General features: G+C 51.8%; 17 protein-coding genes, 1 tRNA gene, 1 riboswitch and 1 other annotated feature. Of the genes, 5 read left to right on the forward strand and 13 right to left on the reverse strand.

Going from position 1 to position 24874, the window contains the following annotated elements; all coding sequences use genetic code 11:
* Window positions 1-4 precede the first annotated feature (4 nt).
* The 7 genes from ACP26L_RS30735 to ACP26L_RS30765 all read right to left on the reverse strand — a co-directional run bounded on the left by ACP26L_RS30735 (window position 5) and on the right by ACP26L_RS30765 (window position 9524).
* Entirely contained in the window at window positions 5-1045 is a 1041-nt protein-coding gene (locus ACP26L_RS30735; protein WP_426449283.1) for a hypothetical protein, read from the reverse strand.
* 243 nt (window positions 1046-1288) lie between these two features.
* Window positions 1289-2842, reverse strand: a complete 1554-nt coding sequence (locus tag ACP26L_RS30740) for a 2-isopropylmalate synthase (RefSeq protein WP_426449285.1) — start codon at window positions 2840-2842, stop codon at window positions 1289-1291.
* A gap of 90 nt (window positions 2843-2932) precedes the next feature.
* Window positions 2933-3167 (reverse strand) — a binding site (T-box leader).
* Window positions 3168-3458: 291 nt separating this feature from the next.
* Window positions 3459-4433, reverse strand: coding sequence for a quinone oxidoreductase family protein (locus ACP26L_RS30745; protein ID WP_426449287.1), 975 nt, complete (start codon window positions 4431-4433; stop codon window positions 3459-3461).
* A gap of 605 nt (window positions 4434-5038) precedes the next feature.
* A complete protein-coding gene (locus ACP26L_RS30750) occupies window positions 5039-6286 on the reverse strand; it encodes an MFS transporter (RefSeq protein ID WP_426449289.1) in 1248 nt (415 codons plus the stop codon).
* An 85-nt stretch (window positions 6287-6371) separates the two neighbouring features.
* Window positions 6372-6887, reverse strand: coding sequence for a hypothetical protein (locus tag ACP26L_RS30755; protein WP_426449291.1), 516 nt, complete (start codon window positions 6885-6887; stop codon window positions 6372-6374).
* Between the two features lie 95 nt (window positions 6888-6982).
* Window positions 6983-7462, reverse strand: a complete 480-nt coding sequence (locus ACP26L_RS30760) for a hypothetical protein (protein ID WP_426449292.1) — start codon at window positions 7460-7462, stop codon at window positions 6983-6985.
* A gap of 343 nt (window positions 7463-7805) precedes the next feature.
* Window positions 7806-9524: an FtsX-like permease family protein gene (locus tag ACP26L_RS30765; RefSeq protein WP_426449294.1), complete on the reverse strand. Its 1719-nt coding sequence runs from the start codon at window positions 9522-9524 to the stop codon at window positions 7806-7808.
* On the opposite strand from ACP26L_RS30765, the gene ACP26L_RS30770 reads away from it, so the two are divergent.
* On the forward strand, window positions 9414-9821 hold the full coding sequence (locus tag ACP26L_RS30770; RefSeq protein ID WP_426455246.1) for a hypothetical protein: 408 nt from the start codon (window positions 9414-9416) through the stop codon (window positions 9819-9821). The genes ACP26L_RS30765 and ACP26L_RS30770 overlap by 111 nt on opposite strands.
* On the opposite strand, the gene ACP26L_RS30775 is transcribed toward ACP26L_RS30770, so the two are convergent.
* From ACP26L_RS30775 to ACP26L_RS30785, 3 genes are all read right to left on the reverse strand, one after another.
* Window positions 9757-10530, reverse strand: coding sequence for an ABC transporter ATP-binding protein (locus tag ACP26L_RS30775; protein ID WP_426455166.1), 774 nt, complete (start codon window positions 10528-10530; stop codon window positions 9757-9759). The genes ACP26L_RS30770 and ACP26L_RS30775 overlap by 65 nt on opposite strands.
* Before the next feature lie 141 nt (window positions 10531-10671).
* Window positions 10672-11628, reverse strand: a complete 957-nt coding sequence (locus ACP26L_RS30780) for a sensor histidine kinase (protein WP_426449296.1) — start codon at window positions 11626-11628, stop codon at window positions 10672-10674.
* 35 nt (window positions 11629-11663) lie between these two features.
* Window positions 11664-12365 (reverse strand): response regulator transcription factor, encoded by a 702-nt coding sequence (locus ACP26L_RS30785; protein WP_426449298.1) that lies wholly within the window; start codon window positions 12363-12365, stop codon window positions 11664-11666.
* Window positions 12366-12536: 171 nt separating this feature from the next.
* Here ACP26L_RS30785 and ACP26L_RS30790 point away from each other — a divergent pair, with 171 nt between their 5' ends.
* Window positions 12537-14036, forward strand: a complete 1500-nt coding sequence (locus tag ACP26L_RS30790; protein WP_426449300.1) for an alpha/beta hydrolase family protein — start codon at window positions 12537-12539, stop codon at window positions 14034-14036.
* 54 nt (window positions 14037-14090) lie between these two features.
* Here the strand turns inward: ACP26L_RS30790 and ACP26L_RS30795 are convergent.
* Window positions 14091-14161: transfer RNA gene (locus tag ACP26L_RS30795), tRNA-Gly, on the reverse strand.
* A gap of 360 nt (window positions 14162-14521) precedes the next feature.
* Between ACP26L_RS30795 and ACP26L_RS30800 the strand changes: the two genes are divergently transcribed.
* The gene (locus ACP26L_RS30800; RefSeq protein ID WP_426455168.1) at window positions 14522-15445 is read left to right on the forward strand and encodes an aldo/keto reductase; all 924 of its coding nucleotides are present in this window, start codon (window positions 14522-14524) and stop codon (window positions 15443-15445) included.
* A 451-nt stretch (window positions 15446-15896) separates the two neighbouring features.
* Here ACP26L_RS30800 and ACP26L_RS30805 read toward each other — a convergent pair whose 3' ends face one another.
* Together ACP26L_RS30805 and ACP26L_RS30810 are read right to left on the reverse strand one after the other, a co-directional pair.
* Window positions 15897-17636 (reverse strand): putative bifunctional diguanylate cyclase/phosphodiesterase, encoded by a 1740-nt coding sequence (locus ACP26L_RS30805; RefSeq protein WP_426449301.1) that lies wholly within the window; start codon window positions 17634-17636, stop codon window positions 15897-15899.
* A 148-nt stretch (window positions 17637-17784) separates the two neighbouring features.
* Window positions 17785-19401: a copper resistance CopC/CopD family protein gene (locus ACP26L_RS30810; RefSeq protein ID WP_426449303.1), complete on the reverse strand. Its 1617-nt coding sequence runs from the start codon at window positions 19399-19401 to the stop codon at window positions 17785-17787.
* A 320-nt stretch (window positions 19402-19721) separates the two neighbouring features.
* Window positions 19722-19918: riboswitch (cobalamin riboswitch) on the forward strand.
* Between the two features lie 141 nt (window positions 19919-20059).
* On the opposite strand from ACP26L_RS30810, the gene ACP26L_RS30815 reads away from it, so the two are divergent.
* Both ACP26L_RS30815 and ACP26L_RS30820 read left to right on the forward strand, forming a co-directional pair.
* The gene (locus ACP26L_RS30815) at window positions 20060-22285 is read left to right on the forward strand and encodes a ribonucleoside-diphosphate reductase subunit alpha (RefSeq protein ID WP_426449305.1); all 2226 of its coding nucleotides are present in this window, start codon (window positions 20060-20062) and stop codon (window positions 22283-22285) included.
* Window positions 22286-23530: 1245 nt separating this feature from the next.
* Window positions 23531-24568, forward strand: coding sequence for a ribonucleotide-diphosphate reductase subunit beta (locus ACP26L_RS30820; RefSeq protein ID WP_013920514.1), 1038 nt, complete (start codon window positions 23531-23533; stop codon window positions 24566-24568).
* Window positions 24569-24874 lie beyond the last annotated feature (306 nt).

Below are 24874 nucleotides of genomic sequence, written 5' to 3' on the forward strand. Positions count from 1 at the left end.
CACATTATTTAATGGTAAATACTCCGCCCAAAGTTTTATCGGACATCTTTTCAATATGCTCCTTAAATGTGCCTTCTTTACCATCAACCGTATATTCTATAGTTGTAGGGGTTTGCAAATAAATGGAATACTGACCGGCAGGAACTTGCTTTCCATCTGAATCCCTTTGATCCCATTGGAACGGAATCCCCATCGTCCCTAAGTTTTTAAGTGGGATATTTGCTGGCGCAGGTGGTTTACCTCTCCATATCAATGCTTGATCTTTGAAAATTTGTATCTCAAAATCATGGTTGATTACCGTTACTTCTGCCTCAGGAGTTGGGGTTCTATTGATAAGGGAGAGACGCAAAGGAACAGGTTCACCCAAATTAACTCCTTCACGAGGGTAAAAGAGGTTCGGAGCTACGTTATTACCCGTAGAATAAAGTATATTAAAACTTACATTCTCATATTGGTGCTCAAATGCCCATTTTCCGTCAATGATGTTCAACGGTACGGAGGAAGGCGCTTGATAGTCGCTTTGATGGGATTGAATGGTTAGACCCTCGGAGTCACTCCACTGATAATCCCACCCAAACTCATCATGAGCAAACCGCCAAGTCAGCGGGAAATACGTAACATCCCGGAAGCTTAATAACGGGTACATTTCGTGTGAATTATCGACCGAACTGCCGTTTATCGTAATAGCCGTTAATGGAAACTGGGCGTTGTAGACGGTCGCATTGCGATGATCGGACTTGTAGGGATTATAGGAGGAGGTCACTTGGGCTTGGTTAATGTGGAGTCCGTTCTCCGGTGACCAATACGACTCCAGTCCCAGCATCCTCGAATCGTCCCAAGTCATTGGAAAATAGGTAATATCCTTATAGACCAACAGCGGATATTCTCTGTATTGATTATCCACCACATTGCCATTCAGCTTCACAGAAAACTGCGGCAAGGTCACTCGCAAACCTGCTTCAGATGCCAAACCGGCTCCGCCAGGGGCTAACAAATTGAAGCATAAAGATAACGCAAAGGAAAAGCAGACTAATCTCATTCTCATAAACGATCCTCCAGTTACACAGAAGATGATTTCATACTGCATAGACGCTGAGCGCGAATAAATGTTGCTATGACCAACGAAAATTGCTGTTTCTGAAAAGCCGGAGCAGCTGCTGCTGCGAACTGCTCCAGGATTGTTTATCTATCGTTTACTCTCCTGCTATTCCCGGTTGTTCTTATTCCCAATCGGCTCAACATTTCAAAAACGATCCGTTTTTTCCGTTCTCCGCGTTTTTAAGTCTCCTTATAATTTTTGACTATCCAATTCGCTATGAGCTGCATCCAGCAGTGCTGCGTTGATGCCGTTCAAGAAAGCAAGCGAGCTTGCTTTGATGATATCGGTGTCCATCGCGCGTCCTGAATAGGTTTTGCCTTGAACATCGATTTGGATGTTTACTCTGCCTATGGCTTCTTTTCCGCCGGATATGCTATTTATTTTATAATGCTTTAAATGAACATCCAGACCAATCAAGGCTTTCATCGCGCTGTACAAAGCATCAACCGGTCCGTCGCCGATGGCGCTCCCCTTCAAGGTTACGCCTCCCTGCTTCAATTCAACCGTAGCGGTCGGATGAAGGTCGCCTGTTATGACCTGAAACGATCCCAGTTCATACAATGGAGAGCTGCTTTCCGTTTTTTCCCGTTGGCTCTGGATTAGGTAGAAAACATCGTGATCATATACTTCTTTTTTCAAATCGGCCAGAGCGAGAAAACTCTCGAACAGCTTTTCAAACTCAGCATCTTCGCCTGGTTCAAAGCCCATCTTTTGGACAGCGTGCTTAAATGCATGACGACCGGAACGCGCCGTCAAAACCAACTCCATGCTCTCCGCCCCTACTTCTTCCGGCGACATAATTTCATAGACATTCTTATCTTTGAGCAGCCCATCCTGATGGATGCCTGAGGAATGGGCGAATGCATTATCGCCTGTGATGGCCTTATTCACCTGTACATCTAGTCCCGTCAAGTAAGTCAGCAGTCTGGAGGTACGAAGCAGCTCCGTTGTTTGAATACGGGTTGTACAATGGTAGCGGTCCTCCCGTACCTTAAGCGCCATAACCACTTCCTCCAAAGAGGTATTGCCCGCCCGTTCACCAAGCCCATTGATCGTACACTCGATTTTATCCGCTCCGTTCTTGATCGCGCTGAGTGTATTCGCCGTGGCCAGCCCAAGATCGTTATGGCAGTGTACGCTTAGCATGACTTTGTCGTCGACGTTTTTCAGGCGTTCATTAAGTCTGCGGAACAAATCGCCGAATTCTTCAGGCTCCGCATACCCAACGGTGTCAGGAACATTAATGACAGTGGCCCCGGCCTTGACTACGGCCTCGATGGTTTTCCACAGATATTCAAAATCGGCTCGGGATGCATCCTCTGTAGAATACTGCACTTGAGGCAGCAGCGTCTTGGCATATTTGACGGCGTCGACTCCCATTTGCAAAACGGCATCCTTGGATCTGCTGAATTTCTTCTCCACATGGATGTTCGAGGTGCCGAGCACAATATGGATGAGCGGGTCTTGGGCCAGCTTGATACTTTCATATACCGCGTCGATATCGTTTTTAACCGCTCTGGCCAAAGCAGTAATGGATACGCTGTCGCCCACGCTCCGTACAATCTCCTGTACCGCTTGAAAGTCTCCTGCTGAAGAAGCTGGAAAACCTGCCTCGATTATATCTACACGGAGTCGCTTGAGCTGCTGGGCAAACTCCACTTTTTGACTAGCATTCATTTTAGCACCGGGAACTTGTTCCCCGTCACGTAACGTTGTGTCAAGCACGGTAATCTTACGGCTCATCTGCAATTCCTCCAAAATGAATAATATGATCTATATAAAGCGGGGTTGATTAAACCCGGAATTTAATCAACAAAAAAACCCCGTCTCTGCAATAGAGACGAGGTTGAACCCGCGGTACCACTCTAATTCATTCCGCAACATGCGAAATGATCTTTTTTCGACGGCTAACACCATCTATCCTTGTAACGGCGGAAACCCGGCTACCCCTACATTATCAGGAAGCTGTTCATAGACGAGTTCAAAGTGATCGGCACTGCCGCTTTCCACCACCCAGCGGCTCTCTGAAAGTTTGATCACTTCTACTATTTCTAATCAACACATTTGCAATATGGGATTTATTGGAACAGTATAGGTGACATCTATACATTTGTCAACATCCTATTGTGAATGAGATACAGATTTACTCCAGAAGCCTCTAGCTATCATGCGGCGGGAGATCCGCTCCCGGCTCCCGGATTATTACGCTATCGTTCCCAGTTTACTTCAACAATGCTGCCGATCGATATGCGGCTGCCGCCCTGTTGTAGTGAATGAAGCTATCGCCCCCTGTGAGCTCAAACTAAACTCTTAAGAGTGCTATTTTATTAGCTTTTCAATTCATCCCTCTGCATCTCCATTAGGGATTAACTTGCAGACAGATTTTCCCCAGGTAATGGCTGTTGAGCGTTGCATGAGCTATAAAGGCATCCTCCAGAGTAAAAGTATGGCTGATGTGAACCGATAGTCTACCTTGGATGATGTAGCGATGAAGTCTGCCAATGATTTCAGGATCCGGTTCGCCGTTATATCCTTCTACTCTGATTCCTGAGGATATCCGTAATTCAGGGCGTATCCCATGAGGATATGCGACGCGTCCGCTTGCACGGATACAACCGAGTGCATGATTCGCGGTCTCTCCTGCTGCGGTGAACAGAGCAGCGTCGAATCCATCTGGGGCAAATTTCATTGCCATCGAAGTGATATCCCCGCCTTTACCATTTACAACCGCATCACAACCAAGCTTCTTTACCATGGCAACACCGTCTTCACCCGAAGCAATTGCAAATACACGGGCTCCCATGCTTCTCGCGAGCTGAACCGCCATATGTCCTACCCCTCCGCTTGCACCGAAAATCATAACAGACTCTGCTTGTTGAAGTTTCAGTACATCTTCCAGCCCGCGCAAAGCGGTAATCCCGACTCCAGATATGACCGCAGCTTCCTGCTTGGTTAATCCATCTGGAATACGGGACACATGTTGGGATTCAACGGCTGCGTACTCTGCATAGAAGCCTCCTTTAGGATTCAGAAACCCAGGTGCATAGACCAGATCTCCCAAGTTCACATTTGAAACCTTCTCACCCCGTGCAACAACCGTACCAGATCCTTCCGAACCGAGAATGTAAGGTAATTCCGGATTTGTACCTAGCATTTCCGCGTATCCGCCTTGTCGTTCGAATGCGTCCCACTCTCCCACACCGGCATATGCTAATCGAATCAACACGTCATCCGGACCAATTTTAGGCACATCGATCTCCTGCAGGCGTAACTCTTCTGGACCGCCAAATCTATGCAGAACTACAGCTTTCATTTTATCTGGACTCTTATTCATGCTTACCTCCTCCAATCAACACATGTTTATCTTGCATAAAACAATTTATCATAATAACATGTCAATAATTGTCATAGTTAATAGGAAAGGAGTGCTTCATTGATGTCCAAAGACAAGCTGCTGTTCGACCTTATTATGTATGTAAATTCCAGTCCCCCTTTACCGCTCAAGATGTAGCTCATGAATTCAATGTTTCCATACGGAGGGCTCATCGAAAGTGACTGAATAAGTGAGATGGGTATTCCGCTCTATACAGAACCAGGCCGCAACGGTGGTTTTCGCGCATCGAACAATCGGATATATTCCCCCTATTCTCTTTAACGAGAACGAAGCATTCCTTAACGTCCCCCCCTAAATATGTTAAGTATAACTACAGATTAGCGAATGTACGTTCCTTTGCTAATTCCACGCTAAACTGCCCCATTACCCCAACGAAAAAAAGGCAAAAAATTATGATAATCGGCTACCGCGGTATCTTTACTCAGCTATCGTTCCCAGATAGTTCAATGAAGGCTGACTGTTTCAATGAAAAGGTTCTTCTCCCCACTAGTTAATAATTAGGATATCTTTTTGGGAGCCAATTAGAGTCAAGGACGAATTTCTGCTTAAGGAGAAATGGATTGATGTTTTACTTGTGCATCGGTACCTCGCCGTTCAAGCAGAAAGCCTGTGGCGGTCATGAGGGCCAAAAATAGACCACTGACCAGAAACAACTGCTCTACGGGCCACTTTCCCAGCCATAGGGCACCCAAGCTGCTTGAAAGCATGCAGAAAAACGTGAACATCAGCATGTAGATAGCGTAAACCTTTCCTGTGGTTCCATCGGTTGTGTTCATTTGAATGGCGGTAACAGTCGGGATCCCGATCAACGGACCACCCACTCCGGCCACAACGGCCGCCAGGTAGGCAATCCAGTGCTGGGAGGTTCCTAATGTGAGGAGCAGGCATCCTACGGACTGAAGCGCCCATCCCACCAAAATGACGAATAAATGACGGGTGTAGAGAGCACGTGCCATGTAGAGGCTTCCCAGCAGATTGCCGATTCCATAAGAGCCGATCAGTACGGCAAGCGTGCTGACCTCACCGTGTCCCATCCCATCTGCGAGAAAGGGGAAACCCACATTCCAGCATACTTGCCAGACGAGAAATCCCAGATTGCTGAACAATAGGATGAGGAAAAGGCAGCGGCTTCGTTTCATTTCACCCAGTCCTTCAACAATATCCCGCAGATATTGTACCGGGGTCATTTTGATTGTCGCAGTCCCGAGCTTGTTTTGGAGCGAACCCCGGATAGCGTATAGAAAACAGGCGGATAAGAGATAACTGCCGGCATTGACAAAGAACAGGGTGGAGAGCGGTAATGATGAAGCGAACAAACCGATCGCCATCGGAGCCAAAATCCGTATGATCCGCATTGTCGTGTCCAGGATCGCATTGGCCCTGCCCAGTTGCTCCAGCGGAACTACTGTCTTCAACGCGACAGTCCGGGCTGGTTGAAACAGGCTTGAGAACACACCGAGTAGAAATTGAGCCGCCAAAAAGTATAATAATTGTTCGACTCCCATCGCCGCCATGATGCCTACGGATATTGCAACCAGAATCCGTGCCATATCCGAGCCTACCATCAGACACCGGGGACTGTATCTGTCTGCGAGAACGCCACCGATCAAATAGAACAAAAGACCCGCCACCATCTCCGGGATGGCCAGAAGGCTTAGAACAGTTCCTGATTTGGTAGTTTTCAACAAATACCAGAACAGGGCAAAGCTGTAACACTGATTCCCGATATTGGCAGTCATTTGTGCCATCCAAAGCAGCAGAAACAAGCGGTTTTTCCATAAATCTTGACCCACAAGTAATCTCTCCGTCCTTGGTACCACTAATCCATCTTCTTGCACATAACCCGAAATAGATATTCATTACTCATTCCATTTTCTTCTAATAATTAGTAAGTTCAATTCTTATCTCGTCAACTTTACCTTCATAAGACCAAAATTCTATTTTGATTTTTTCATCAATATCCATATATCCGGTTATAGGTTCAGAAGTTAATTCGCTTTCCTGCTTATAGTAGTTGCCTCCATATGTCTTAATGACTTTCTCAAGTGAATCTCCGAGAGAGATACTTCTTGCCGTCTTAAAAGTTTTATTACTTGTCGACGATGTTACAATTATCTTCTCAATTAGGTCATCTTTATTTATTGCAATAATCAATCCGTTACTTAGTTCATAATAATTAGAGTCTAATAAATTCTCTAATCTCTTTACAGGCGTTATATTTTTCTTGATTAATTCCTCAGAATGTATACTTTGAAGTATTGTAATACCATTGATGTTTTCACCTGATAAATCTGTAGATTGAATTGATTTTGTACCAACTTTCCCCAAGTAACCTAAAATGGAAAAAAATAATATTAAGGTTAACACCCAAAATATCCTGACTACTTTTTTCAATTGACTTCACCTAGCTCTTTATTAAACTCTCGGTATGCCACTCCCTTTGTCTGGTAAGCACGTTACCCTGCGCTTATTGCACTAACATTCGTTGCCTATCGCTTGAGTTTGAACCACACTTCTTCCACTGGCTTTAGTTTGATCTCTTGGGGAATTGCATACTGATTATGTAGGAACTCCAGGTTTTCTTTTGTATTTTGTAGGATATGAAGGTTTTTCCTTCGGAGGGAGGTATCGATTACTCCCACCGACTCAGAATCATCAGGTTGAACTCTTTTAAAAATTACATAGTTTTGGTACCAAGCTATTTCAGTAATGTTTGGTGATATTATTTCCTTTCCTGATCGTTCAATAATATAAGGGCCCGGTCCCCCATCCGAAGTCTGAGTAACAAACCATTTATTAGGCAAAGTTACATACCCACGATCCATTTTTAATAGAGAAGGCATAGCAAAATGCAGCATAATAGGGAATACAGAAAACAAACTCAAAATACCAAGGATGACTATTATGGTGATTAGACCTGCCTTTTTACTGGCAAGGCCATTCTTTACGTCCTCATCTACCTCATCCACTATCATCATCCTTCCTTTCATAATTATGGATAAGCATACGACTTCTCCAGTACTACTTTTTTTGTTTTGAGTTTCCTGTTGCCCTTATATTCATAATACATTCGTTACCCCTTTATAATACCATATATTGGAACTATCCTGCCCGTTACTTCAATGAAGAAGGGAGCCGTTGCCGCGTGGCGAACTGCTCCCTGGTTGTTGTGCTATCGTCTCTCGTTGGCTGAATGACCTAAGCCAACGGAAAAAAATTTCTCTTTTCACAAAATGGTCTGGATGAATCAATCGCCTTTGTTAAAGTCTTGCTCCGCTTTCAAGCCGACGGTCCTTTCAGAAAGAGGAGCAATCAGTTAAATCCCGCCGATTGTTTCAAATGCTTTACATAACGGGCACGGATCAGTAGAAAGTACAGGAATTGCGCGGCAAGGAACCCGATGCAGACCGTTACGGCCGAATGAATCACCGGCGAATGAAGCAGGTTATGCAGAGCGTAGAGCGCAACCGAGCTGTGGAGAAGCGCAACCGCGAGCGGTACGAAAAACAACAGCGCCATCTGTAGATTCGCCACCTTCTCAAGCTCCTTGTCGGTCAGTCCGATCTTCGTTAGGGAACGGTACTTCTGCTTGTCATCGTTCAGGTCGGTAAACAGCCGGAAATATAGAAAGCTTCCCGATGCAGCAAAAAATACGCAGCTGACAAACAACCCGACGAAAAGCATCAGATGATAGGCCCGCTTCATCTGTTCCTCCAAATAGGCAGGAGATCCAAACCAAAAACCGGAGGTTTGTGCGTATCCGAGCTGCCCGGCGATGGCCTCCCCCGTGTCCGCCGTTGAATCGGCGCTGTCCGTATCGTAAACGGTTAAAAGCTGTTCTTTTTTCGGATGGCCAAGAGAGTCAAGCACCCGATCCTGAACGATCAACAGGGGCTCATCGACAATGAGAGGCGTGAGCGCCTTTCCGACGGTTTGTTTCATGTTGAATGTGATGGATGTTCCCTTTACTGACCACTCTTGCTCCGGAAACGGCCGGTTTTTCATGGTCCAGATGATCGCGGCTTCATTGCCCTGCAGCGATAGTACCGGGTAATCCAAGGCATTGGCAAGCTTGGTATACTCGGACAGGCGGATGAAGTTCAGCGATTGTCCATTGATCGAATCGAAGGTCGCTACATGGACGGACCATTTATCATAACGAATTCCCCGTTCTTTGAGCACTTGTTCGATTATTTTCGTTTGACGGGCTGCTTGCCCGGCATCACCGGTGGTTTGAATGTAGTTATAGGCGAACGGGTACGCATCCGAGATTTGTTTGTGGATGGTTTCCAGAAATCCCATCATGCTGCCCATGGCACAAATGGCGACTGTCGACACAATCGTCACGAGAAAGAACATGCGCGCGTTGTCCTTCATGCGGTAAGCCATATCGGAAAAAACGAGCACATTCGTTTTGCGCAAAAAGACAGCGCGGCTGCTTCTTAAAGTGTGAATCACGAACACGCTCAACTGTGTGTACAACAAATAAGTGCCGATGATGACCATGACCGTGACCGGCAAAAGAGCGAAAACGACCATGACGCCTTTAACCAGGAACGATATGATGTATCCGGCAAGAAGAAGACAGAACGCGGTAATGGAAAGAAAAACAGATGATTTGGGCTCCGTCTTCGGTTTGGCGCCGCCTTTCAGCAGATCGATCGGCTTGCTGGCCCGTACGAATGCGGCAGTGAACGTGGAGATGACGAGAAACAACAGCACGAATGCGGACAGCGTGAGCAGAATGGCTTTGCTTGGCATGTAGAATGGCAGCGGGCTCATCTGCATCACATCGGCTCCGATCATCATGAAGAGCTTGGCGAACAGCAGGCCGGCGGCAAGACCTGCCGCAATGGAAGCGAACCCGATCACCATGCTTTCGATAAAGACGATCCCTCGCAGCTGATTGTAGGTCATGCCGTGCATGATGAGCACACCGAATTCCCGTTTGCGGGATTTCAGGAAGGCACTGACGGAATAGAATACGAAGAAGATCGAGAACACATAGACGATATATTCCGCAACCGTCATTGCCCGAGCCGCCGACCAATGGAATCCGGAATTTTGAATGGCAGGGTGAAAAATAAAAACAGCATACATGAAAAAGATCATCACCGAAAACGTGCTGCTCAGAAAAAAAGCGGCATAGGTTCGTTTGTTCCGGCTAACATTGCGGAAGGCAAATTGTCGCAGCGTCATTTATTGACCCTCCCGCCCCCTTACCGTTACGGTCATCATGGACAGGATAAGCCGGGGACTCCTCTTAAAGGACACGAAGCGGTGAAAGCTCATGTGCATTCCCTCCCATTAGCGAAAGCATATCGATAATCTGTTGGAAGAAGGCCTGCCGGTTGTTCCCCCGGTGCAATTCATTATAGAGCCGACCGTCTTTGATGAATACGACCCTGTGGCAGTAGCTGGCCGCGAGAGCGTCATGGGTGACCAGCAGCATGGTCGTATGATCGGTATGGTTGATGGCCTCCATCGTTTCCATGACATCGCGTGAGGACTTGGAATCGAGATTTCCCGTCGGCTCATCGGCCAGCAGCAGCGAAGGGGAATGTATGATGGCCCTTGCTATGGCGGCCCTCTGCCGCTGCCCTCCCGACACTTCGTAGGTTCGTTTATTCAGAATTGGGGTGATGCCCAGTTTTTCGGCCACCGGATGAAGCTTGGCGTCCATCTCCTTCACGCTTTTCCCATCCAGCGTAAGAGGGAGAATGATATTTTCCCCGATGGTCAGCGTATCCAGCAGATTAAAATCCTGAAAGACAAAGCCCAGCTTCCGTCTGCGGAACAGGGCCAGATCGTGCTTCAATAACAAATGGGGGTTTTCCCCATGAATCAGCACTTCCCCGGAGGTAGGCGTGTCGATTGTGGATATTACGTTCAGCAGCGTTGTTTTGCCGCTGCCTGAAGGCCCCATAATGCCGACAAACTCGCCTTTCTCGACAACCAGGTTCATGTCGCTCATCGCCCTATACGCGATGCTGCCATCATAAACTTTTCCCAGATTGCGCACGATTAACATATCCATATCAAACATTCCTCCTTTCATACCATCAGAATTTCGAAGGTCCAAGGCTCTCTCGCATAATCATAACCGATCCTGGGTCGTGATCCCATCGATGATTCTTAAACCAACCTTACAATGCTGTAATAAAAAAACCAAGCATGTTCAAGGAGCTTGAACATGCGCGATTCCCATCCATATACGTACTGCCGTTCCTTGTCCCTGCTCGGATTCAAGCTCGACGTGATGATCAAGCCGCGAGGCGATCTCCCGAACCAGGTAGAGCCCCATGCCGGTGGATTCGCCGAACCGTCTTCCGTTTTCCCCTGTAAAATACGCGTCGAACACCCGCTTGATATCCTGCTTCGGGATTCCGGCGCCGTTGTCCCGAATCTCAAGAGCGGCTCGCTGTCCTCGCACAGCAGAGGTAATCAGGACACGGCTGCTTGCGCCGGCCGAATACCGTACCGCATTGGTGATTAATTGGCCGAGTGCGAAGGCAAGCCACTTGTCATCAGACATGACCATCAATCGGTCATCCACCTGGATTTCCGGAAAGACCTTATTGCGGATAAATAAATTTTTGTGTTCAGCCGCCACTTTCCCGACCAGCTGACGAAGATGCACCGGCTCCGCCACAAAATCCTGCTCGAACGCATCCAATCGTGAGGTGTACAGCACCGTGTCAAGCCCCTTCTTCAGCTTGTCTATTTCCTCTCGCATGCTGTCAAAGAAGGGGTCGGTTTCTTCCTGAACCGCAAGGTGCATAACGGATAGCGGGGTTTTCATCTGGTGCACCCACTGATGGATAAAGGTGATGTGATCGTTTAGTTTCTTACGGTATCGCCCGATATCGTTCTGATAAAGTCGATACTCTCCCTGGAGCAGATGCCCAAGTGCATTCGCGAGGGGTGCGTTCCCGACAAATTCGGCCGATTCGTCAATGGACTGTAGAGGACGAGTCAGTCTCCGATAAAATCGAACATGGCGGATATAACGGTATATCAAGTAAAAAGCGAACAAGGCCGTATTGACCAAGCAGATGTACACAAGATCGGAGGTATTTCGGAAACCGGATAAGCGGCACATATAAACCGTCAGCAGAAGCTGTCCGGCATACATGAACACTAACGGAACATGCTCTCTCCAAAACAGCCTCATGGCTCCTCCCTCCAGCAAGGCCGCAGTTTATACCCGGCTCCCCGCACGGTTTCCAACGCTTCTTCAACGCCGAGCTCGGATAATTTTTTGCGGATGCGCGTGATATTGACATTAAGCGTGTTGTCGTCAACTACCTGTTGACCGTCCCACAGCTTGTTCAGAAGCCAATCGCGGCTGACCACCTTGGAGCTGCTTTCCATCAGTGCTTCCATCAGCAAGGATTCTTTAGGACTGAGATCTACGGTCTTGCCGGAAAAGGTCAGCTCGAGCCTTTCGGGATACAACACGAGTCCTGTGCATTCCACGGTCCGTTCCCTCTTGCTCAGGGCGTATGAGCCGTAAGCACGGCGAAGCTGGCTCTTGATCTTGGCCATGACCACTTCATAATCGAAGGGCTTGGCGATATAATCGTCCGCCCCGTTCTCCAGCGCCATGACCTGCTCCATCTTGCCGTCGCGGGCGGAGATAAACAGAATCGGGCAGGTGGAGACCGTGCGAATTTGCCTGCACCAGTAGTAGCCGTCGTAACGGGGCAGATTGACGTCGAGCAGCACGAGATCCGGACGAATGCCCTGGAACACCTCCATCACCCGGTCGAACTCCTGGACGGCTTCAGCTCGATACCCGTATTTCTCCATATAGGATTGAAGCAGCTGCGCCAGCTTAAGATCGTCTTCAACAATCAGGATACTAGACATAGGACTTGGCTCCTTTTCTGATTCAAAAAAACACCGGCATGCCTTCGCCGAAGAGCAAGATCGAATTACAACCTTGTAAGGTAGATGTAAGGCAAATCGATAGCTTAGGCCAGCTTGGCAGGATAAGATTGAAACCAAAGAAAATAGAAATTTGTTAAAAGGAGAACTGAGATGAGGCTGTTTGAACTGCTGCTTTTTTTGTCAAACACCGGCTTGTTTGCATTAACGGTCCGGTTAAAAAAAGGACGGCGTAGCTTTCCAGTATTCGCTGCAAGCGGGATCTCCACACTTTTGCTGGTCATTCATTGGACGGTGGAAGGATACAGAGTTCAGCTGTTTTTCCCATATTGCATAACGATCGTTTTTTTAGCCGTTTCAGGTTACAGCTATTTTAAAAAAACGCGCCCAAAAAAATTCCCGCGATTCATGTTGGGTTCAGCATATACCGCTCTAGCGATCATGCTGGTCGGAACAGCGGGTCTCCTGTATGCTTTTCCTGTATTTAAACTACCTGAACCGACAGGCGAATGGAAGGTAGGAACGCAAACTTTTCATTTCGTGGATACAAAGAGGGAAGAGATTTTCGGCGATGCCAGAGACGGGAAGAGAGAACTGATGGTTCAGGTATGGTATCCGGCTCAAGCCGGCACCGGCAAGTACGCTCCCTTTGTTCCCGATCCCCGGATTTTACGCTATATGGCCGCGGACTATGGCCTGCCCGGATTTACTTTCCAACACCTGAAGTACGTGTCCAGTCATGCTTATCCGGGGGCCGAAGTCTCTTCGGCACAGACTTCATACCCGCTGATCCTTGCGAATCCCGGCAACGGCTCCTCCAGGTTCCTCCACACGTCGCAAGCCGAATATCTCGCGAGTCACGGATATATCGTGGCCGTGATCGACCACACCTACAATACATTTGCAACCGAGTTTCCGGACGGGCGAATCACGACCAGCACGACCAACGACTTATTTTCGCCCCACGATGATTACCGGACGAGCATAGAAATTCGCGACAAGCTCGGAAAAGTTCTAACCGGCGATGTGGCGTTTGTCCTGGATCAATTCGAGCTCATCCAATCGGGGCAGATTCCAAGTCATCTAAAGGGGAGGATGGATCTCGGTCATGTCGGGGTGTTCGGTCATTCCATCGGCGGAGCGACGGCCTATGACGCTTCTTACGATCCGCGAATCGCGGTTGGAATAGACCTTGATGGAGGGCTTTATCGTCTGCGTGACAAAGAGGGTCTGCGAAAGCCGTTTTTGTTCATCCACTCGGAAAGCTACTTCGGACAATTAAAAAGGGTGATGGATAACCGGGTCTACACGGATGCAGAGCTTAACCGTATGGGCTCAACAAGAGAGTGGGAGGATCAAGTAACGGAAGATAAAAAGCTGGAGCTTGAACGGATGCGCGAAACGGTCGTCGAAGGGGGACAAGTCCTCTACATCGACCATACGGAGCATTTGAATTTTGCCGACGTACAGTTCATTTCTCCGGTTTTCAAAATGCTGGGCATTACAGGAAAGATTGCGCCCGAAAGAGCGAACTCCGTGATCAATGCCTATATGCTGGATTTCTTCGATATGTATCTGAAGCATCAAGGCGGAATCTTAATGAAAGGACCGGATCACCGCTTTCCGGAGGTGAAGTTCGTAACCTCGCTATGATAAAACCTGCTTAATAAAAAGAAAAAAACCTTGATCTCTCAAGGTTTTTCGGTAAGCGGGTGATGGGAATCGAACCCACGCCACCAGCTTGGGAAGCTGGAGTTCTGCCATTGAACTACACCCGCATGAATGAGCGTGCAGCTCGGTTGCCCGTTAGCTAATAGGAGTGATATTTAACGCTCTTAGCCTTCGGCATACCAAATATTTGCTTCGCTTACACAAGATTATATCGGGTTTCTTTTAGGTTGTCTAGGGGGCACCGTCGGCCTTTCCAGTTGCTCCCCCTCCCCAGGAACATTGCATCCCCGCTCTCCTGCCCTGTACAATGAAAGACGAATACCTTCCATAAAAACTGGAAGAAACGTCTGGCGGCCGGGCAAGCTAAACCGATGGCATGTCGACGATGCTGAAGCACGAAACCTGCTGCTTGCCAGACCGGATGCTCAGGCAAAACCATACTACTATCCCGCAGGAGGGGACGAATGATGAAATACCGCAAGCTGGGCTCGACGAATCTCAAAGTATCCGTTATTGGCGTAGGCACGTGGCAGTTCGGGGGCGAATGGGGCAAGCCGTTCTCCCAGGCGGAGGTGGACGCGATTCTGGACCAGGCGGCCGAATCAGGGATCAATCTGATCGACACCGCAGAATGCTACGGCGACCACACGTCGGAATCGCTCATCGGCGATTATGTGTCCCGCAGGCGCCGGGAGGACTGGGTGATCGCCACCAAGTTCGGGCACAAATTCCACGCCCATCTGGACCGCAGCCAGCACTGGTCCCCCCAGGAAGTGCTCGATCAGCTGGACGCTTCCCTGAAGGCCCTGCGGACGGATTATATCGATCTCTACCAGTTCCACTCGGGCTCAGACGAAGCTTTCGACCAGGACGAGCTCTGGACCCTGCTCGACAAGCAGGTGAATGCGGGCAAAATCCGCCATCTCGGCACGTCGATTGCCAGCAACGACAACCTGCACCAGACCGATTCCTCGGGCAAAGTGGGTTCGCAGGTCATCCAGGTCGTCTACAACCGGCTGGACCGCAAACCCGAGGAGCGCGTGTTTCCTTCCTGCATCCGCCAGAACCTTGGCGTCCTGGCACGTGTGCCGCTGGCGAGCGGCTACCTCAGCGGCAAGTACCAGCCCGGCGACACGTTCTCCGAGGATGACGTGCGCCGCCGCCATGACCCCGAGCAGACCCGCCTGAAGCTCGAGGAAGTGCGGCGCATCAAGGCCGAAGAGCTGCCGGCCGGCATGGCGATGCCGACGTGGGCGCTGGCTTGGTGCCTCAAGCACCCGGCTGTTACAGCGGTTATCCCAGGCTGCAAAAGTCCTGAGCAGGTGCTCGCTAACGCCGCGGCAGCGGCCTACGTGGGTGAAGGCCATCCGCAGCACTGGAGCGGTGAGTAAGCCTAAGTACAGCAGCGATTCCTCGGGTACCTGCCCGTTATCCCGGCATACAGCCGATACAGGAGCGTTTGCTGGATAGAGAATGTCCTGCCTCCGGACTTCCGAAGAGCAGCCTGAGCCCAGCCTCCGAAGCTCACGCATCTCTTTTGGGCTCTCAAGGAGGCCCGCGGCCTCACACTTTTGGTAATCCGCCCTCACCGCTTCACTCCGCCGCACCAAACCAAAGAGTCCCTTATCCAGCAACGGATAGGGACTCTTTTTCGATGGGGCTGTGCCGAAGCCAAAGCCATCCTGCTTCGGCCAACAGCTTCCTACAGCGAACTGCACAGACCGAACCATCCACGCCCGATTCTTCAAAACGAACAACCGGTTACCTTAGGTTGACCAGCTGCCTGCCGCATCGGAATACTGTCTCACAACCTGCCGCAGGTGCCGCACACCCCCAAAGCGCTTAATCCGCGTTCTGCTTCAGCAGCTCCACAAAGTCCGCCGCCGGGATGGGCCGGCTGAAGATGTAGCCCTGAATCTCCCGGCACTTGATGTCGAGCAGGAAGGAAAGCTGCGCGTCGGTCTCCACGCCTTCGGCGATGACATTAAGCTTCAGGCTTAGCGCCATGGCCATGATGGCCTGCACAATCGCCGCGTCGTCCGGATCTTCGGGAATGTCACGGACAAACTGCTGCGCAATCTTGAGCTTCGTAATCGGGAACTTCTTGAGATAGCTCAGCGAGGAGAAGCCTGTCCCGAAATCATCTATGGAGATATGAAGACCATGCCCTCTCAGTGTCCACAGCTTCTCGATCACCTGATCGACGTGATACATGGCAATACCCTCGGTGATCTCCAGCTCCAGGTATTTGGGATCGAGGCCGCTCTCCTCGAGCGCTTGGAGCACGATCTGAACGAAGTTATGCTGATGGAACTGGATAGGCGAGATATTGACCGCCATCTTGAGCGGCGCATAGCCCGCGTCCTGCCATTCCTTGTTCTGCCGGCAGGCCTCCCGCAGCACCCATTCGCCGATCTGGATAATCTGGCCGGTCTCTTCCGCCAGCGGAATGAATTCTCCCGGCGAGATGAAGCCGAGACGGGGATGCTTCCAGCGGAGGAGCGCCTCCATGCCGTTCATTTTGCCCGTGAAGATATCTACCTGGGGCTGGTAGTACAGGACGAACTCCCCGAGTTCGATGGCCTTGTTGAGCCACTCTTCCATCACCAGCTTCTGTATGACCGTATCGTTCATCTCAGGATTGTAGAACTGGCAGCCGTTCTTCCCGTATTCCTTGGCCCGGTACATGGCCGTATCCGCGTTTTTCATCAGGGTGATGGAGTCTTCCCCGTCCTGCGGATACATCGCGATGCCGATACTGCAGCCGACCCGCAGTTCATGCCCCTCGATCGTGAAGGGGTGGCTGAGCAGCTGGATGATCTGGCTCGCCACCTTCTCCGCGTCCTCCGGCCGCTCCGCATCTATGACGAGTACGGTGAATTCGTCCCCACCCTGGCGTGAAACCACATCGTTCGCGCCAAGCCCCGACCTCAAACGGTCCGCCGCTTCGACAAGCAGCTGGTCGCCGAATGCATGCCCGAACGTATCGTTGACATTCTTAAAGCGGTCAAGGTCAATGAACATGACGGCCAGCTTGCGGCCGTCCTGGTTCGCCGAGTGGACCGCCATCGTCAGCGACTGCTGGAACATCTGGCGGTTCGGCAGACCGGTCAGCGGATCATAATAAGCCAGATAGCTCAGCTGGCGCTCGGTGAACTCCCGCCGCCGGATATCCGACGCGATCCAGATCATGAGCGGCCCCACCAGGATCAAGGTCAAGAGCAGATCCAATCCGGAATCGCTCCAGTTCACCGTGCCTTCGATAACCAGCCTCGTCAGGTTTTCCAGCAGTTCGGACGCAAACAAGATGAACAGCGCTGCTGAGCAGATGCTCGATATTTTCACCTGGTACCGGTGGATCGTGAAGTAGAACACCGGAGCGGTCAGCAGGATCACGATACCCGACTTGACCATGTCCAGCATATCATTGTTCTCACCGATCAGTTGCCCGAGAGCGAGGCAGATCAGCTCGGCCCCGGACAGCGTAAACCATAATCGAATTAATGAAGCATGTTGAAATATCCAGTCCCGCCAAGCGTTCTTAGGCGGTCCTTCGCCGGCTCGGCTGTCCTTATAGACCATGTCAATCCTCTGCTTCCTTCTTGAAAGGTGTACTTCCATTGTTATTTCAGTGGTGGAAATGGACAATAGATTCTAGAATAGTTCACCTTATATTTCGACAGAACGGAGCGGAATTATTAGAGGTCTCGCGCCGGAGTCCATTGGGCAATTAATACACACGGATTTCGGAGTCGTATACCGTCTCGTTATCCTCCGAGTCCATCACGCGCACTTCCACTTTCCAGCGCCCTGCATACGGCAGGTAGGCTCCGCGGACCCGGTAGCTGTACCGCTTCATATCGTAGGAATCCTCGAAGCTCGCATCCTCGAACGGCTCAACAGGCACAACCAGCGGCGCGATCTCCGGCCCATCCAGAGAATGCAATTTCATGATCACATGCTTAGGTTTCCCCAGCTTCTCGGGAAGCCAAACCTTAACTGTAAAATCATTGACCCCCGGCACCTTCGGCGAAATCTGCGCGGTCATATGGATTTTCTCCCCCATCACGTGCCAGTGCAAGGGCTCATTGGCCGGCAGCGGGGACAAGTAGGTGAATACCCCGACGATCCCGACCGTTGCGGTCATCAGGAGGGCATCCAGCACCAGCAGACGGCCCGACGTGCGGTCCCGCACTCTTCGGTAAGAGAAGCGGATCAAGGCACCCGTCAGGATCACTGCGAGCACCAGCACACATTTGACAAGCAGCAGACGGCCCCAGGAGGTCTCGATGATGTAGCGGATATCCGGCAGAAAAATAAACGTCGTCAGCACGCCCGAAACGGTCAGCAGCAGCAGACTGAGCAGCGCCGCGGTGGAGAACAGGGGCAGCAGGCGCTTCGCCTGCTCCCGCTCCGTCCTCCAGAGCAGGAGCAGCATGACCAGCCCGCCGGCCCAAACGGCGGCCGCACCCAGATGCAGCCAATCAAGCAGAAGGGTCTGCGCCTTCGGCTCGAAGGCGGCGGCGTGGCCAAGCATGCTCTTGGCAAACCAGGCGAGCGCGGCCCAGACTAGATCGAGCGCGGTGCTGCGGTACAGCATCACGAAGCTCAGCAGCGCAAGCAGCAGGCCCCCGAGCCAGGCATAGCCCGCGGCCGTCTTCGTGAAGAGAGTCAGCAGCCCCTCCGCCCCGCTGTCTCCGAGCAGGTCCGGCAGATGCGCCCACATGAACAGGATGTAAGCGATCAGATAGAGCTGCTGCCATTTCTCGGCTAGGCGGCGCAGCCTTGTGCGCGTCTCTTCTGGAGCCGTGCCCCCGAACCGGCGGTACCACAGCAGCCAGCCTGTGAAGATGAGCAGTGCCGCGTAGTAGAGGATCCGCGAGGCGAACTGCAGCACATCCCCGGCGGAGGTTCCGCCGAAGGGCTCGTCTCCATGGCTGTGCTGCATGCCTGCAGGCATCTGCTGTGCATCTGCCGACTCGGACAAGCTTTGTCCAACGGCAAAAAGATAGCTGCCTTCCACCGGATGCCCATCCGCCGAGATGACGTGATAAGTCACCAGGAAGTTCCCCTGCACGAGCGGAGGAAGCTCGAGTGAAACCGTGGTCTGTTCCGGGTTCATCACCGCCGCAGCCTCCGTAACCTGCTTCTTCGCACTGTCATAGACCCGCAGGTAGAATAACCCGTTCTCAAGCCTCTCGTTGAAGGTAAGCGCGATGCGTTCCGGTGAGGCTTTCAGTTCGCTGCCCGCGGCAGGAACCGCCTCAACCAGCGAGGCATGGGCGGATACAGAGGACCCACCGGCTCCTAGTGACAGCGTCAGGGCCATCAGCAGGAGCAGGAGCACTGCGTAACGGGAACGTTTTGTGACTATTTTTGCAACTATATAATGAAGCCTCAATGAAGATTCCTCCCATATTTCCATATATGACGCTGCCCGGATGAGGCTGCAGACGGCGCTGCGGGCCGGTCATCCTGCCGGGCGCTGGACCCGGGCGGGCCTTGCGGCACCTGCATTCTACTGTAGCATACTCCTCCGCCGGCCACCAAGACCTGCCATGGAATCGTAACGTTTGGGGAGCGCGCTCCTGGAAAAGCGTGTCGAAATAAGAGATTGACACAACCGCCCCAGTAAGGTAAATTCATACTATTGTCTCTACGAAACAACTACATATGGTAGAATCAGGTGCTTCTTGCTACGAGATATGGTAGGAAGAGAATAGGGAAGCCGGTGCGATTCCGGCGCGGTCCCGCCACTGTGAGAAGTGCGCCTGCCGGCGGCTCATACGCCGCTCCGCTGCAGTGCCGCCGTCCGCCCAAGGACGCCTTCGAGCCAGAAGACCTGCCGGATTCTTAAGCACGGCTTCCCTACGAGCGATAGGGAGTGCTGCCTTTTCGGAGACTCGAGTTTTTGTGTTCGAATCCATTCGGCATGCATTCCTTCTTACTGGATAAGAAGGCTGCATGCTTTTCTTAAGTTTATGTACACCGAAGGAGCTGGAAGCATGATTATCGTCAAACGTGACGGCACCCAAGAAGAGCTAGTGTTCGCCAAAATGAAAAAGGTGATCGATTTCGCCTGCGAAGCGTATCCGGAATGCGACCCCCTGGAGCTGGAAACCGCACTCCTCCCCCTGTTCCGCAACGGAATCACCACCAAGGAAATCCAGCGCCTGCTCATCCAGGTCGCCGTGGAGAAGACCAGCGTAGAACAGCCGAACTGGCAGTATGTCGCCGCGAAGCTGCTCGCCTACGATCTATATAAGGAAGCCCAGCTCAACCGCAAATACGGACATTTCGGCTACGGCGACCTCTATTCCCTGATTACATACCTGACGAACACCGGGCTGTACGGCAGCTATATTCTCGAGCATTACACCAAGGAAGACATCCAGGAACTCGGCGCTTACATCAAGCCGGAGCGCGACCACCTGCTGAACTACATCGGGCTTAAGACCCTCGCCGACCGCTACCTGATCCGCGGCCTCGACAAGGAAGTGCTGGAGCTGCCGCAGGAGCTGTTCATGGGCGTTGCGATGCACCTGGCCATGAAGGAAGCGGACAAGCTCTCCTGGGCCAAACAGTTCTACGACGTGCTGAGCTCCCTGGAGATGACGGTAGCCACACCGACGCTTGCGAATGCGCGCAAGCCGCTGCACCAGCTCTCCTCCTGCTTCATCGATACAGTGCCGGACAACCTCTGGGGCATCTACAACGTCGACCAGAACTTCGCGCAGGTATCGAAGCACGGCGGCGGCATGGGCATCTATGTCGGCAAGGTCCGCTCCCGCGGCTCCAACATCCGCGGCTACAAGGGCGTGGCCGGCGGTGTCGTGCCTTGGATCAAGAACTACAACAATACGGCAGTCGCCGTCGACCAGCTCGGCGTACGTTCCGGTGCGGTTGCCGTCTACCTCGATGTATGGCACAAGGACATTCTCGACTTCCTGAACCTCAAGACGAACAACGGGGATGACCGGATGAAGGCGCATGATATTTTCCCTGGCGTATGTATTCCGGACCTGTTCATGAAGACCGTCGAGGAGCGCGGCACCTGGTACCTGATGGACCCGCACGAGATCCGCAAGGCCAGAGGCTACTCCATCGAAGATTCGTGGGGCGAGGAGTGGGAGAAGCGTTACTGGGAGTGCGTGAACGACGACAAGGTGTCCAAGGAAGAGATCCCGGCGATCGACATCATGAAGCGTATCCTGACGTCCTCCTTCGAGACCGGCACGCCGTTCGTCTTCTTCCGCGATACCGTCAACCGGACGAACCCGAACAAGCACAAGGGCATGATCTACTGCTCCAACCTTTGCACGGAGATCGCGCAGAATATGAGCCCGACCGAGCTCATCCAGACGCAGCATGAGGACGGCATCATCACCCAGCAGGTGAAGAGCGGCGACTTCGTCGTGTGCAACCTGTCGTCGACCAACCTCGGCCGCGTCTACACCCGCGAAGACATTGAGCGCGTCGTGACGACCCAGATGCGGATGATGGACAATGTCATCGACCTGAACTACTATCCGATCCCGCAGGCGGAGATCACGAACAAGAAGTACCGTGCCGTCGGCCTCGGCTCCAGCGGCTACCACCAGATGCTCGCGCAGATGAAGATCAACTGGGAATCCGACGAGCATGTGGAGAAAGCCGACGAGATCTACGAGTGGATGAACTACTACGCCGTGAAGGCCTCCATGGAGATCGCCAAGGAAAAAGGCGCCTACCCTGCCTTCGAAGGCAGCGAGTGGCAGACCGGCGCTTACTTCGAGGACCGCGGCTACAACAGCCCCGAGTGGCTGGAGCTCAAAGAGCTGGTAGCTCAGTACGGCGTGCGCAACGGCTGGATGTTCGCGATCGCACCGACGGCCTCCACGTCCCTGATCGCCGGCTCCACCGCAGGCATTGACCCGATCTTCAACAAGTTCTTCGTCGAGGAGAAAAAGAACGCGGTCATCCCTCAGACGGCGCCGAATCTGAACGCCGAGACGATGTGGTACTACAAGGAAGCCCACCGGATCGACCAGCTGTGGAGCATCCGCGCCGCGGGCTCCCGTCAGCGCCACATCGACCAGTCACAGTCGTTCAACCTGTACATCACGCCGGAGATGTCCGCCCGTGAATTCCTCGAGCTCTACCTGGCCTCATGGAAGAACGGTCTGAAGACCGTCTACTACTGCCGCAACAAGAGCCTTGAGGTCGAAGACTGCGTCTCCTGCAGCGCGTAAGTGCATGGAGCTGCCTACGGGCGCGGGATGAATCCTGCGCCTGTAGGTGTGACCTGCCCTTTTCCGGGGCAAGGTAAAAGAGGCGCAGCTCGGGGCGCAGACCGTGGCGCAGCTCGGGGCGCAAGCGCGGGGCGCAGCCCGAGGCGGCGGTGGTAACGGGAAGCTGAGGTTGGGACCGGTGAGCACAGCGGTATCGTTCTTCCATAGTCACGGAACTAGGATCGCTCAATGCAGTTAGTTGGGCAGTTACCTGACTGTATAACCGTCCCTTCTGAGAATAGCGGAACTCTGATGCGACTATTCGTCTGCTGATGGATTAGCGGAACTGAGATGCGCTATTCGCCTGCTACCGCCCGCATTGTTGGGAATAACGGAACTGAGATGCGTTATTTCTTCTATATTGACTGTTTTCGGCGGAAATCTCGGTGATAAGGCATCTGAGTTCCTCTATTTCATAAAAAGCAGTCCAAAAGGATGCAATAGCGCATCACAGTTCCGCTATTTGTTATGGAGCCTTTGTTTCTAGACTGTTGAACTGGGCGGAGCATCATTCCTCAGGTCCAAGCCGCGGGTTGGACCTGAGGAATCGTCGCGTCGATCTTCTCCGTGACCTGGTCGGGCAGTGCTGAAGGCGCTAAACGGATCTTCAAGGTACCTGATGTCGAAGACGAGTCAGCGCGGGCGCGGTAAGTGAATACTTCTCTCATGAATTTGTACTTCCAGAAGAGCGGACTCTCCCTCTTCTGGACAAGGACAGCAGTGAAACGCTCTGTCCGATTGCCTTTTGCTCTTGCCTTTTGCTCTTGCCTTTTGCTCTTGCCTTTTGCTCTTGCCCTTTTGCTCTTGCCTTTTGCTCTTGGCGCCCTAATCGAGTGGGGGCGGGTCGAGCCGGCGTTAGCCGCGCAGACCGCCCCCACGCGGCGGCAGCGAAGCGATCCGCCCATGTTTCCACCTGACGTAGGCTCGCGAAGCAGCCAAAGCCACAACAACAAGCGTTCGAGCCGTGCGAGAACATGTCTTCTCTGCACCAACGTAAAGCGTGTAAGCAGTGCAGGTACCTCCTTGCGGAAGCGAGGAAGGTACCTGCACTGCTTACGGACGCGACTCTACACATCACACACAACTCACCTGCAGGCTGCCGCTCCATCCGACAGCATTCCGGGGTCCAGGGGGCCGGTGCCTCCTGGGGTCCCCCTTTTAAGGGGGATTTAGGGGGTTGTACGCTACTTAGGAGGTAGTCTCTTTATGGATCTGCAAAAGAAAAAACTGTTCAACGAAAACGGGGACCGCGACTGGGGCAAGCGCCGCATGATCGGCGGCAACACCACGAACCTGATCGAGCTCAACAACGTGAAGTACGACTGGGCCACGAAGATGTACCGCACGATGATGAACAACTTCTGGATTCCCGAGGAAATTCCACTCGCCCAGGACGCGAAGGACTATAAATTCCTGAGCCCGGAAGAACGCCAAAGCTATGATAAAATCATCTCGTTCCTGATCTTCCTGGACTCGCTGCAAACGGCCAACCTGCCGAACATCAACGAATACATCACAGCTTCCGAGGTGAACCTGTGCCTTACCGTGCAGACGTTCCAGGAAGCGGTCCACAGCCAGAGCTATTCCTATATCCTTGACAGTGTCTGCTCGGCTGAGGTTCGCGACGAAATCTACAACCAATGGCGGGAAGACAAGCACCTCCTGAAGCGCAACCGGTTCATCACCGACCTGTACGAGCGCTTCATCGAAGAGCCTTCGACCGACAACCTGATGCGAACCATCATGGCGAATTACATTCTCGAAGGCATTTATTTCTACAGCGGCTTCTCCTTCTTCTACGCGCTCGGCCGCCAAGGAAAAATGCTCGGAACCGTGTCCGAGATCAAATACATCCAGCGCGATGAGCTCACGCACCTGGCGCTGTTCCAGAACATCTTCCGGGAGATCCGCAAGGAGAACCCCGAGGTATTCACCGACGAGCTTATCGAAGACCTGCGGGGCATGATGCGCACCGCCGTCTCGCACGAAATCGAGTGGGGCCAATACATCACGAACAACAAGATCCACGGCCTCAGCAACGAGATTATCGACCAGTACATCAAGTATCTCTCCAACGAGCGTATGAGAAAGCTTGGCCTTGAGATCCTTTACCCGGAGATCGTAGAACATCCGATGAAATGGGTGGAGAGCTTCAGCAACATGAACGCGATCAAGACAGACTTCTTCGAACAAAAAGTTACGAACTACAGCAAATCGTCCAACCTCAACTGGGACGACCTGTAAATTTCCCAGGACCGGCCCCCGAGCCGGTCCTTTTTCTATCTCAGACAGCTAGCTTCCGTGCCCAACACCAATGATGGAAATGGAAAAGAGTGCGAGCGGTTCTTCTTCCCTTTAAGCAGTTCCCTCGGTGGCAAGCGTGCTGCCTAGCTGTGGTAAGCGGGTCATATTTTTAATGACTACGTCTAATGGCTAACATTCGACACAACAAAATCACCTTGGAGAGGTTACTTGTCGCAGTTTGAATGCCGCATCAGACTCATGAGGCATTGGCTCCTCTTGAAGGCATATATCGATCATCTAAATTGT

Source organism: Paenibacillus sp. S-38 (genome assembly GCF_049942825.1).
GTDB lineage: Bacteria > Bacillota > Bacilli > Paenibacillales > NBRC-103111 > Paenibacillus_G.

Bases quoted from the DNA above. Each gene is read 5' to 3' on its own strand.
- ACP26L_RS30735 (WP_426449283.1), bottom strand. From the start codon at position 1,045: ATGAGAATGAGATTAGTCTGCTTTTCCTTTGCGTTATCTTTATGCTTC.
- ACP26L_RS30740 (WP_426449285.1), bottom strand. From the start codon at position 2,842: ATGAGCCGTAAGATTACCGTGCTTGACACAACGTTACGTGACGGGGAA.
- ACP26L_RS30745 (WP_426449287.1), bottom strand. From the start codon at position 4,433: ATGAATAAGAGTCCAGATAAAATGAAAGCTGTAGTTCTGCATAGATTT.
- ACP26L_RS30765 (WP_426449294.1), bottom strand. From the start codon at position 9,524: ATGACGGTTGCGGAATATATCGTCTATGTGTTCTCGATCTTCTTCGTA.
- ACP26L_RS30775 (WP_426455166.1), bottom strand. From the start codon at position 10,530: ATGGATATGTTAATCGTGCGCAATCTGGGAAAAGTTTATGATGGCAGC.
- ACP26L_RS30780 (WP_426449296.1), bottom strand. From the start codon at position 11,628: ATGTATGCCGGACAGCTTCTGCTGACGGTTTATATGTGCCGCTTATCC.
- ACP26L_RS30785 (WP_426449298.1), bottom strand. From the start codon at position 12,365: ATGTCTAGTATCCTGATTGTTGAAGACGATCTTAAGCTGGCGCAGCTG.
- ACP26L_RS30790 (WP_426449300.1), top strand. From the start codon at position 12,537: ATGAGGCTGTTTGAACTGCTGCTTTTTTTGTCAAACACCGGCTTGTTT.
- ACP26L_RS30800 (WP_426455168.1), top strand. From the start codon at position 14,522: ATGAAATACCGCAAGCTGGGCTCGACGAATCTCAAAGTATCCGTTATT.
- ACP26L_RS30805 (WP_426449301.1), bottom strand. From the start codon at position 17,636: ATGGTCTATAAGGACAGCCGAGCCGGCGAAGGACCGCCTAAGAACGCT.
- ACP26L_RS30815 (WP_426449305.1), top strand. From the start codon at position 20,060: ATGATTATCGTCAAACGTGACGGCACCCAAGAAGAGCTAGTGTTCGCC.
- ACP26L_RS30820 (WP_013920514.1), top strand. From the start codon at position 23,531: ATGGATCTGCAAAAGAAAAAACTGTTCAACGAAAACGGGGACCGCGAC.